Source organism: Marinobacter alexandrii, from assembly GCA_039984955.1.
Lineage (GTDB): Bacteria > Bacteroidota > Bacteroidia > Cytophagales > Cyclobacteriaceae > Ekhidna.
Map to the genome: position 1 here is coordinate 3,080,087 of JBDWTN010000007.1, position 10,958 is coordinate 3,091,044.

10 protein-coding genes are annotated in these 10,958 nt (G+C 36.2%); 6 read left to right on the forward strand and 4 right to left on the reverse strand.

What is annotated here, in order from left to right:
- Positions 1-128: 128 nt before the first annotated feature.
- The 3 genes from ABJQ32_20020 (at position 129) to ABJQ32_20030 (ending at position 3,548) form a co-directional block, all read left to right on the forward strand.
- Positions 129-1,376, forward strand: a complete 1,248-nt coding sequence (locus ABJQ32_20020) for an efflux RND transporter periplasmic adaptor subunit (GenBank protein ID MEP5291954.1) — start codon at positions 129-131, stop codon at positions 1,374-1,376.
- Between the two features lie 57 nt (positions 1,377-1,433).
- Positions 1,434-2,144, forward strand: a complete 711-nt coding sequence (locus tag ABJQ32_20025; protein ID MEP5291955.1) for an ABC transporter ATP-binding protein — start codon at positions 1,434-1,436, stop codon at positions 2,142-2,144.
- 99 nt (positions 2,145-2,243) lie between these two features.
- Entirely contained in the window at positions 2,244-3,548 is a 1,305-nt protein-coding gene (locus ABJQ32_20030) for a TolC family protein (GenBank protein MEP5291956.1), read from the forward strand.
- A 5-nt stretch (positions 3,549-3,553) separates the two neighbouring features.
- Here the strand turns inward: ABJQ32_20030 and ABJQ32_20035 are convergent, their stop codons facing one another.
- From ABJQ32_20035 to rsfS, 4 genes are read right to left on the reverse strand one after another with little or no spacing between them, the layout of a single operon-like run.
- A complete protein-coding gene (locus ABJQ32_20035; GenBank protein ID MEP5291957.1) occupies positions 3,554-4,342 on the reverse strand; it encodes a hypothetical protein in 789 nt (262 codons plus the stop codon).
- Positions 4,311-5,093, reverse strand: a complete 783-nt coding sequence (locus ABJQ32_20040) for a UDP-2,3-diacylglucosamine diphosphatase (protein ID MEP5291958.1) — start codon at positions 5,091-5,093, stop codon at positions 4,311-4,313. The genes ABJQ32_20035 and ABJQ32_20040 overlap by 32 nt, the downstream gene beginning before the upstream one ends.
- A 9-nt stretch (positions 5,094-5,102) precedes the next feature.
- On the reverse strand, positions 5,103-7,169 hold the full coding sequence (gene ftsH / locus ABJQ32_20045; GenBank protein MEP5291959.1) for an ATP-dependent zinc metalloprotease FtsH: 2,067 nt from the start codon (positions 7,167-7,169) through the stop codon (positions 5,103-5,105).
- A gap of 53 nt (positions 7,170-7,222) precedes the next feature.
- On the reverse strand, positions 7,223-7,600 hold the full coding sequence (gene rsfS, locus ABJQ32_20050; protein MEP5291960.1) for a ribosome silencing factor: 378 nt from the start codon (positions 7,598-7,600) through the stop codon (positions 7,223-7,225).
- Positions 7,601-7,646: 46 nt separating this feature from the next.
- Here rsfS and ABJQ32_20055 point away from each other — a divergent pair, with 46 nt between their 5' ends.
- From ABJQ32_20055 to ABJQ32_20065, 3 genes are all read left to right on the forward strand, one after another.
- Entirely contained in the window at positions 7,647-8,405 is a 759-nt protein-coding gene (locus tag ABJQ32_20055; GenBank protein MEP5291961.1) for a biotin--[acetyl-CoA-carboxylase] ligase, read from the forward strand.
- Between the two features lie 96 nt (positions 8,406-8,501).
- A complete protein-coding gene (gene ahcY, locus ABJQ32_20060) occupies positions 8,502-9,809 on the forward strand; it encodes an adenosylhomocysteinase (GenBank protein ID MEP5291962.1) in 1,308 nt (435 codons plus the stop codon).
- A gap of 279 nt (positions 9,810-10,088) precedes the next feature.
- Entirely contained in the window at positions 10,089-10,679 is a 591-nt protein-coding gene (locus tag ABJQ32_20065) for a sigma-70 family RNA polymerase sigma factor (GenBank protein ID MEP5291963.1), read from the forward strand.
- Positions 10,680-10,958: the final 279 nt, after the last annotated feature.

A 10,958-nucleotide genomic window follows, 5' to 3' on the forward strand; every position in this document is an offset into this window, starting at 1 on the left:
AACTGTACAGAGCTTTCTTACAATTTCTAGGGAAAACACACTTAAGTACCTGTTTTTTAAGTCTTTATGATTAATGGCATTTTTCTTGGCATAGTGGTCGATCGAAAACCTTAACGACCAAAACTTCAATGGACAAAAAGATCAAAAAGAAAAAGTGGACTGCTAAGAAGATTGCGATTTATGCAGGAGTAGCACTTCTAATAATTTTTATTGGATATAATTTCTTTCTCTCTGGTGGGGGAACAAGACTTAACGTTGAAAGAAATAAAATAAATATTGCTCCCGTTCACGAAGGAGATTTTCAAGAATTCATTCCAGTGGATGGGAATGTTCTTCCAATATTGACGATTAGACTTGATGCCATTGAAGGAGGTGTGGTAGCACAGAAATTTTATGATGGAGGTATACTCTTGAAAAAAGGTGATACGATTCTGACACTCGCAAATAATGATCTTATTCAAAGTTTTGTTCGAGAGGAGACTCAGGCTTCTATTTTGGTCAACAATCTTGAAAATACCAAACTAAGTCTTCAGCGAAATCAATTCGACTTGAAAAGAAGTCTTTTAGAATTAGACTACCAAATAGATGCTGCCAATGATGCTTTTGAGAGGGGGAAAAAGCTTTATGAGGATAAGATTATCTCAGAGCAAGAATTCTTGAATCTCAAAAGAGAGTATAATCGCTTGAAAGACAACAGGGAAATACAAATCGAGTCCAACAGATTTGATTCGTTAAATGCAAGACTTCAGATTAGACAAACAGAACAGACACTTATTAGAACCAGAGATAATCTTGACATGATCAAGAGAAATTTAGAGAATCTATATATCAAGGCTCCAATTGACGGAAGATTGTCTACAGTTAATGTAGAAGTTGGTGAGTCAATAGGTACTGGTCAGAACATTGGACAGATAGATGATTTAAATGGATTTAAGGTTCGTGCAACTATTGACGAACATTATATATCTAGAATATATGCAGGCTTGCGCGGAACCTTCACTTTAGCAGGGGATGATTTTGGCTTGGGGATTACAAAAGTGTATCCAGAAGTTAATAATGGACTATTTGAAGTAGACATGGCTTTCGATTCTATTCCTGAGAGAATACGCAGAGGCCAAACACTTCAGATTAGATTACAACTAAGTGAAAACATCACTGCGGTGCAGATACCAAGAGGAAGCTTTTATCAAACTACGGGAGGAAACTGGATTTTCGTAGTGAATGAAGATGAAACTGAAGCTGTACGTCGTGATATTAGATTAGGTAGACAAAATCAGAGATATTACGAAGTTGTGGAAGGATTGCAACCTGGAGAGAAAGTTGTTGTCTCTTCATACAGAGGGTATGAAGACAAGGATATTCTCGTAGTTAAGTAACTTATTAAAAAAAAGAAAGTATTTTATTCGAACCCAAAAGACTAAACTCAATAAATCATGGAAAACGCTAAAGCACTTATTAAAACAAACGATTTAAAGAAATTTTACTACACAGATGAAATTGAAACTACAGCATTGGCTGGAGTGAATATGGAAATCAAAGAAGGAGAATTTGTTGCCATTATGGGCCCTTCTGGTTGTGGTAAATCAACATTACTCAATATAATAGGACTATTGGATAATCCCTCTGAAGGTGAATTTCATTTTACTGATCTTGAAATTTCTGATTACAAGGAACGTCAGCGAGCGGATCTTAGAAAAGCGAATATTGGATTTGTATTCCAGAGCTTTAATCTGATCGATGAACTTACAGTGTTTGAAAACATCGAATTACCATTGATTTACTTGAAGTATTCTGCTGCTGAGCGTAAGAAAAGGGTAGAAGAGGTGATGGAGCATATGAAAATTATGCACAGAAGAAATCACTTCCCTCAGCAGCTATCGGGAGGTCAGCAACAACGTGTAGCTATTTCAAGAGCAGTAGTTGCTAAACCTAAATTGATACTTGCGGATGAGCCAACAGGTAACTTAGATTCTGCAAACGGACAAGAAGTGATGAACCTACTTACAGAGCTTAATGAAGCTGGGACTACTGTAATCATGGTTACACACTCTCCACTTGACGCAGAGTACTCTCATAGAGTGATCCACTTGTTTGATGGTCAGATCGTATCTGAAAATATCAATGCGAAAGAAGCTTTAGTGTAAGTACTCTTCATACTTACAAATAATCAGTTATCCCTTCCCATCCTTCGTGGGTGGGTTGGGGCAGCTGTATCTGAAAACCTAGATAAAAGACCTTATATCATGCGAAAATTCATTTTCGGACTTATTTTATTAATTGGAATCTCTGTTGATGCACAAGATTCTGATAGAATCCTTACTCTCCAAGAGTGTATTGATATGGCGAGTAGCAGAAATCTGACAATTAAGCAAAATCAAAATAACTTGATTGGGGCAAAATCTAATAGAAGACAGGCATATTACAATTTTCTACCTAATCTTAGCGCCCGATATAATTATTTAATAATTGATGGTTCAGCGATAAACAATGCTGGACAAGTAGTAAACTCTACAAGTAGGCGATCAAGTCCTAATATCAATTCGAATTTGATTTTATTTAATGCTTTCGCAAATCATCATTTGTTGAATACTATGAAGCATCAATATGAATCTTCATTGTATCAACTAGAGGATAGTAAAATTGATATCAAGGCAACCGTTATTAGAAATTATCTCAATGTTTTAGTAGATACCGAGAATGTTCGCATCTCAGATCAAAGATTAGAATTTTTAGAGGAACAACTGGATAGAGAAAAGAAAAGGGTTTCGGTAGGAGTTGGAAACCTAGAGACAGTGTATAATTTTCAATCACAAGTGGCCAATGAACGATTGAATAATGTAACGCTAAAAAATCAATATCAGTCAGATTTGTTGAGTCTATTGCAATCAATACAAATTGAGAGTTATTCAGGTATTCAAATAGAACAATTAAACATTGATGATATTGAGATATTGGTTGAATATGATTCTTATGAAATAGTTATGCAAGAAATACTGAATTATTCGTTCAGATTAAAAAGTGCTAATGAAAGTCAAGTAGCAGCTCTATCTCAATTTAAACAAACAAAAAGTTCCCGATATCCAACTGTATCTATTTTTGGACAACATGAGCGCAATTTTGCCTCTACTTCGGAGGTAGAATACACTAGTCAGATTCAGAATAACACCACCAATTTTGTAAATGCATCAATCAATATACCCCTTTTTAGTAGGTATCAAAATCAGAATAATATCGATAATTCAAAAGTTGCAATGCTTAACGCGCAACTTCAAAATGATCAAGCGTTACTTGACGTTACGAATGCAGCACAACGTGATTATTTAGATTTGGTCTCGGCTCAAACTTCTTTTAAGACAGCTCAAGAAAATTATGAAGCCTTAAATCAAACTTTTGAGTTTATCAAGAAGCGTTTCGAAACTGGGAATACGGATTTCTATTCTTATCTAGAAAGTTTGAATAATAAGAATAGGGCTGAGGCACAACTAATAAATGCTAAATACACGATTGTTTTAAGAAAAAGAATCCTGGACTTATATCGAGGTAAATAATAGTTCTATTTTTGAAAAAAAATTACCTTCTTGGATTGAATTGTAATAAAATCATTCTTTATTTTCAACATCGCGGAAGATTGAATGTCGGGCATAGATAGCTTGGATATAATATTTCCTTTAAAAGGATTGATTATATAAATCCACTCTGAAGAGTAAACATAGATTTCTTCGTTAATGACTTGAAAATTTGTTAGCGCTTCAATATTGATCGTATGAATGATCGCTCCAAACTGGTCAAAAATTTTCAATCCATCCTCATCACCAATAAGAAGCAAGTTTTGATAAGTCTGCATTTGCTTAACGGTATCTCCGAGAGAAACTTGAACCTCCAATACGATTGATTTTCTTAATGTATTAACCTTTAATAGTCTTTGAGGATTGTTTCCAAGAATCCAAAAGTCTCCGTCAGGAGCAGGGCAAGCTATACTCACCAAACCCAGCCCAAAATCACCTATATGATAATTTTTTGGTACAGAAGAAAATCGATCTAGAATAGTTATCTGTTGATTGTCAAAATAAAATAAGAATGGCTTCAAATTATTTTGAACATCAACTAAGGTTATCTCTGACTTATTAGATAACGCAAAATTTTCTAACCTAATGCCATTTGGGTCAAACTTCATTAGCCTTCCATCCTGAAATCCAAGGTAAAAATTCCCTTGAATATCTGTTGAGAAAGCAACGGGCTGTGAGTTCAGCTTCATTGTCTTCAATAATTTCCAATCTTGCCCCCAAAGGCTAATGGGAAGGATAGTTAGGCTAAGGATTAAAACTTTTAAGACTAGCTTCATTACCATCGAATTCAAGATATGTACAATGATTGATCCATTCACCTAAGTTATAGTATACGGAGTTGTCACTAATTTTCAATTGTAATGGAAGATGTCTGTGTCCAAATATGTAAATGTCATGATGATCCAATTCTTCAGTTTTCTTACAGAACTGATACAGTCTTTCAGAATCAAGATTAAATGGTTGATCTTTTTGGTCGCTGAAGTCTCTACTTTTGCTACTCCAAAATTTTGCTACTCCAACACCCAAATTTGGATGAAGCCACTGAAACATCAATCGAAATATGGGGTTTGTAAATATTCTCTTGATGAATTTGAAGCGGCGATCTCCAGGTCCAAGTCCATCTCCATGACCTATAAACAATTTGATATCATTAACCTCAATAGAGGTTGGCTTGTGATAGACTGGTATGTTAAGTTCCTGAGGGAAGTAGTCAGACATCCATAAATCATGATTGCCTGCAAATATGATGATAGGAATATTTAGATCTTTAAGCTCAGCCAAGGCCCCCAAAAACCTTACATGCCCCTTAGGGACAGTTGATTTGTATTCAAACCAGAAATCGAACAGGTCACCCACCAAAAAAATAGCTGCAGCATCTTTAGATATCTGCTGCAGCCATTTTACTATTTTCTTTTCTCGTTCTAGGCTCTCTTGTTCGTTCGGAGCTCCAAGATGAAAATCACTCGCGAAGTAAATCTTCTTATTTGATGGTAACTCCTTAAATGAACTGATAAGCTCAGGATTCACCTTTATCAATTATTTATTTTCTTCAGCGGTAGAAGATTCTTCACTTTCCACTGCCTCTTTTACCTCGCTCTTTACCTTGTCTAAACCTTCTTCTTCTTTATTCTTCTTCTTTTCTTCTTCTTCCTCATCAGTAGTGCCATTGGTGAAGGCATCATAAGTAGTTTGAGCTTTGAATGGACGCTTACCAATTAAGCCTTCCAAATCTGATTGGAAAATGATTTCTCTTTTCAATAATTCTTTGGCAAGAATTTCAAGCTCATCCTTCTTGGACAATAAGAGCTCTTTAGTGCGGGCGTAAGCTTTGTCAATTAAAGCTTTCACTTCTTTGTCTATAAGCTCAGCGGTAGCATCAGAGTACGGTTTAGTGAAATTATAATCAGATTGTTTTGAATCGTGGAAAGACACGTTACCAATCTTGTCATTCATTCCGTACACTGTAACAATACTATACGCAAGCTTTGTAATTCGTTCCAGATCACTGAGAGCACCTGTAGATATTTTCCCGAATATGATATCTTCAGCAACTCTACCTCCAAGTGCCATACACATCTCATCCATCAATTGTTCTGTCTGATACAAGAACTGTTCCTTTGGAAGATATTGAGCATATCCCAATGCAGCTACACCACGAGGGACAATACTTACCTTAACCAATGGATCAGCGTGCTCTAGAAACCAGCCGGCAACCGCATGTCCAGCCTCATGGTAAGCAACAATCTTTTTCTCTTCAGGGGAAATAATTTTATTCTTTTTCTCCAGACCTCCGATTACTCGATCTATCGCATCATGAAAGTCTGTCATGTCTACTTTTGACTTATCTTTTCTGGCGGCAATCAATGCTGCTTCGTTACAGACATTTGCAATTTCAGCTCCGGCAAAACCTGGCGTCTGGGCAGCCAATTTCCTGGAATCTACGTCTTTAGACAATTGAATTGGCTTGATATGTACTTTGAATATTGCTTCTCTACCTACAATATCTGGCTTATCAATACTTATTTGTCTATCAAAACGTCCTGGTCTCAATAAGGCTGAGTCAAGAACATCAGGTCTGTTCGTAGCTGCTAGAATAATGACACCTGCATCTGTAGAAAAACCATCCATTTCTACTAACAATGAGTTCAAAGTATTCTCTCGCTCATCATTTGATCCAGGCATCTGTCCTCTTCCTCTAGATCGTCCTATCGCATCTATTTCATCAATAAAAACAATACAAGGAGCTTTTTCTTTGGCCTGCTTAAACAAATCTCTTACTCGAGCCGCACCAACCCCCACAAACATTTCAACAAAGTCTGATCCTGAAAGAGTAAAGAATGGAACTCCTGCTTCCCCGGCTACTGCCTTGGCTAGCAAAGTTTTCCCTGTACCAGGAGGGCCAACTAACAATGCCCCTTTTGGAATCTTACCTCCAAGTTTTGTGAATTTTCCAGGATTTCGAAGGAACTCAACGATCTCTTTGATTTCTTCTTTTGCTTCTTCCAAACCTGCTGCATCAGCAAAAGTTATCTTAACTTTATTTTCAGCATCAAAAAGAGATGCTCTTGATTTCCCAATATTGAAGATTTGCCCACCAGGGCCCCCTCCTCCAGTCATTCTTCTCATCAAGAACCAAAATCCGAATATGAGTAAGATTAGGAATCCCCAATTGAAGAAAATGCTAGTGTAATCCCCACGCTCTTCAATCTTGTAATCGAAACGTTGATCTTCAGGTAAATCAGACATTAACTCCTCATAGTCCCGTACGAATTTTTCAATACTTACGATCTCTACTTTATAATGAGGGCCTGTTCCTGAGCTTAAGATGCTTTTATTTTGTTCAAGCTCAATTTTATATTTCGTATTGCTTAGTGCTTCAGGCTTCAGAGTAATCTCTATAAAATCCTGATTTTTAATTAGCAATACTTTTTGCACATCGTTTGATCTCACCATCTTCTCAAAAGACCGAAAAGTAGTAGTTACCGTACTACTGTCATTTGAAAAAACAGTTAATCCAATTACAAGTGCAAGTAATCCTCCAATGAGCCATCCCTGGAATCCAGGTCTTGGTTTAGGCGTATCTTTTCTTTTCTTATCGGGCATTCTTATTGTTCTCCTGTGAATTTTTTGTTTTAGCTAAACGGCTTGAATGGTTATTAGTTATCTTCTACATGCGTAATTTTCGCATCTCCCCAAAGCTCTTCCAATCCGTAAAATGTTCTCTTTTCTTTATTAAAAACGTGGGCTACCACATCTACATAATCTAATAATATCCACTCTTTGTTTTGTCTTCCCTCTCGTTTCCAAGGATTCTGCCCAGAGTTTTTATGAATTTGTTCCTCTATTGAGTCTGAAATCGCGTCAATCTGAGTATCAGAATTACCACTGCAGATGACAAAGTAATCGGCAATTGCATGCTTTATCTCACGCAAGTCCATTATTACAACATCAAGGGCTTTCTTATCCAGCATCCCCTCAACAACCCACTCACTTAATATATCAGAGTTTACCTCTTTCTTTACCTGCTGATCCACTTAATATTTTACAAATTAATTTTGCCGCAAATTTACATTAATTCTATTGCATAAAATCTTTGCCAAACCCTTATTCTTAGGTAAAAAAGTAGTTTTCCTGCCACAATGTCATTCTACCAACAGCGAGTTAGTAGACATTGCTCGTAATTCACATGAACCAGAAGGCCTTGTCTTATACACCGATCATCAGCAAAAGGGTAAGGGACAGAGAGGTAACATTTGGATTGATGAACCTGAAAAGAATATCCTTATGTCGATTTTGTTGCGACCTAAATACATTTCTATTTCAGAGCAATTCTATTTAAACATCATAGCCGGCTTAGCAATTGTGGATACTCTTAAAGTGTTTTTAGGCGATCAAGTGAAGCTTAAATGGCCTAATGATGTGTATGTGAACGATAAAAAAATTTCAGGAATTCTAATAGAAAGTAACCTAAGAGGAAACAAATTAGAGTCAGCGGTAGTCGGTATTGGATTGAACGTCAATCAAAAAAACTTTGCACTATCTACAGCCAGCTCACTGCATATTCAAACTGGTAGAATTTTTGACAGAAAGGAAATAATGGAATCGCTTTTAGTTTTTGTTGAAAAGTGGTATTTAAAGTTTAAAAATGGTTCGAAAAAAAATATTCTAGAAAATTATTATCAAATTTTGATGTGGAGAGGAGAGAAGAGGCAATTCAAATCTGCTGATGGCGTATTTGAAGGAGAAATTACAGGTATTGACGAGAATGGAAATTTAAAAATCAAAACAGCAATAGAGGAAGCCGTTTTTAGAATAAAAGAGATTGAATTTATAGGCTAATAATCATAAAATATAGACTATTCAGAACACTTATAAATCCTGATGGTTATATCTTTGCAGCCCAAAATTAAAAAAGGAACTCAAGAAATAGATAATATGAGTGTAACGACAGAAAAATTTAAAGTTAAAGATATTGCCCTTGCTGATTGGGGGAGAAAAGAAATCGAACTAGCTGAAGCTGAGATGCCAGGTTTGATTGCTCTACGTGAGGAATACGGCAAGGCCAAGCCTCTTGCAGGAGCAAGAATTGCAGGGTGTCTTCACATGACAATTCAAACAGCAGTTTTGATAGAAACATTAGTAGAATTAGGGGCTGATGTTACTTGGTCATCATGTAATATTTTTTCGACACAAGACCATGCCGCAGCTGCGATTGCAAAAGCAGGTGTTCCCGTTTATGCTTGGAAAGGCATGAATGATGAAGAGTTTGATTGGTGTATAGAGCAGACGCTTTTTGCTTTCGAAGACGGTAAACCTCTCAATATGATTCTGGATGACGGAGGTGATTTAACGAATTTAGTTTTAGATAAATATCCTGAGCTTGTTAAGGATATTAGAGGGCTATCAGAAGAAACTACAACAGGTGTTCATAGGCTTTATGAAAGAATGAAAAATGGAACACTTCCAATGCCTGCCATTAATGTGAATGACTCTGTAACCAAGTCAAAATTTGATAACAAATACGGTTGTAAAGAATCTTTAGTTGATTCAATAAGGAGAGCTACAGATGTAATGTTGGCAGGAAAAGTAGCTGTTGTCGCAGGATATGGAGATGTTGGTAAAGGATCGGCTGCATCTTTAAGTGGAGCTGGAGTAAGAGTAATTGTGACTGAAATTGATCCAATCTGTGCCTTGCAAGCTGCAATGGATGGTTTTGAAGTGAAGAAAATGTCTGATTCAGTTTCTAGAGCTGACATTATTGTAACGGCTACTGGAAATAAAGACATCATTAAAGGTGAACACTTTGAGAAAATGAAAGATAAAGTCATAGTGTGTAACATAGGTCACTTTGACAATGAAATTGATATGGCATGGATGAAGAAGAATCATGGTGATTCTCATATAGAAATCAAGCCGCAAGTTGATTTGTACAATGTAAATGGTAATGACATTATTGTATTGGCTGAAGGAAGATTAGTGAACTTAGGTTGTGCAACAGGCCATCCATCTTTTGTAATGTCAAACTCGTTTACCAATCAGACATTGGCACAGTTAGAGCTTTGGAAAAATTATGAAAATTATGATAACGCAGTATACATGCTTCCTAAGCATTTGGATGAAAAAGTAGCGGCACTTCACCTTGCTAAAATTGGTGTAGAGCTGGATTCATTATCGAAAGACCAAGCAGATTATATTGGAGTAGAAGTACAAGGACCATTTAAGCCAGAGTATTACAGGTATTGATAGAAAGTTTATCTATTAAAAAGGATTTCTCTGAAAAGAGGAATCCTTTTTTTGTTTCAAAGAAAACTGACGCTATGGCAGAAAATCTTGTATGGCAGGCTTTTGGATAAGCTAACAGATAGATAACCTGATTGAAAAGAATGTTTCAAAATGTCAGTAGTCAAACATTCTTTAGAATTTCAGGTTCATATTTAAATATCTATCAACATATATGCCTTATTTAGAACAAATCTAAATCAAGAACGTATGCTGATGTACATACATATAAATCTGTGAAATATGACACACCAAATAGATAATCCAGTAAGAAGAACATATTCTGAGGCAAAAAAAGTGCATGTTTTTGATGGTGAATTTATGCCACACATAGATTCAATGTACAATTTTGCTTATCGATTAACTTTCGATGAAGATGATGCAAAAGATTTGGTTCAAGATACATATATGAAGGCTTACCGATTCATCAATTCGTTTCAGGAAGGAACTAATGCGAAAGCCTGGTTATATAGAATTCTTAAAAACAGCTTTATCAATGACTACCGCAAGAAAAGTAAGCAACCTTCTAAGGTAGATTATCAAGAGGTTGAGCAGTTTTATAATTCGGAAGACACACCAAGCAATGCAACAGTAGATCTTCGCATGGAGACTACCAAGGATATGATAGGTGATGAAATTAGCAATGCACTAAACTCATTAGCTATTGATTTTAGGACTGTAGTAATCTTATGCGATTTGGAAGGGTTTACATACGAGGAGATGGCTAAGATTCTAGACATTCCAATAGGAACAGTGAGGTCGAGACTTCATAGAGCCCGTAATCTGCTGAGAGAGAAGCTTGAATCTTATGCATTATCAATGGGATACAATTGATCTGAACTTTTTCGACTCATTAACCATTACATCCTAATACAAAACAACATTTTCGTAATGTCAGATTGTCCTGATTGTGGTTGCAGTGATTTTGATAAGTGCCTGAGGATTTTAAACCTCATTCTGGATAATGAGGCGACTCATCATCAAGAGGAATTTTTTAATTCACATATTGAGAAATGCATGGTATGTTTTGCTCATTACAACGTAGAGAAGCAAATACGCCAACTCCTTAAAACAAAACTAAACGACAGGTCTGTGCCAAGTGCTTTGGCAAAT

Bases quoted from the DNA above. Each gene is read 5' to 3' on its own strand.
- ahcY (MEP5291962.1), top strand. From the start codon at position 8,502: ATGAGTGTAACGACAGAAAAATTTAAAGTTAAAGATATTGCCCTTGCT.
- ABJQ32_20020 (MEP5291954.1), top strand. From the start codon at position 129: ATGGACAAAAAGATCAAAAAGAAAAAGTGGACTGCTAAGAAGATTGCG.
- ABJQ32_20065 (MEP5291963.1), top strand. From the start codon at position 10,089: ATGACACACCAAATAGATAATCCAGTAAGAAGAACATATTCTGAGGCA.
- ABJQ32_20025 (MEP5291955.1), top strand. From the start codon at position 1,434: ATGGAAAACGCTAAAGCACTTATTAAAACAAACGATTTAAAGAAATTT.
- ABJQ32_20030 (MEP5291956.1), top strand. From the start codon at position 2,244: ATGCGAAAATTCATTTTCGGACTTATTTTATTAATTGGAATCTCTGTT.
- ABJQ32_20035 (MEP5291957.1), bottom strand. From the start codon at position 4,342: ATGAAGCTAGTCTTAAAAGTTTTAATCCTTAGCCTAACTATCCTTCCC.
- ftsH (MEP5291959.1), bottom strand. From the start codon at position 7,169: ATGCCCGATAAGAAAAGAAAAGATACGCCTAAACCAAGACCTGGATTC.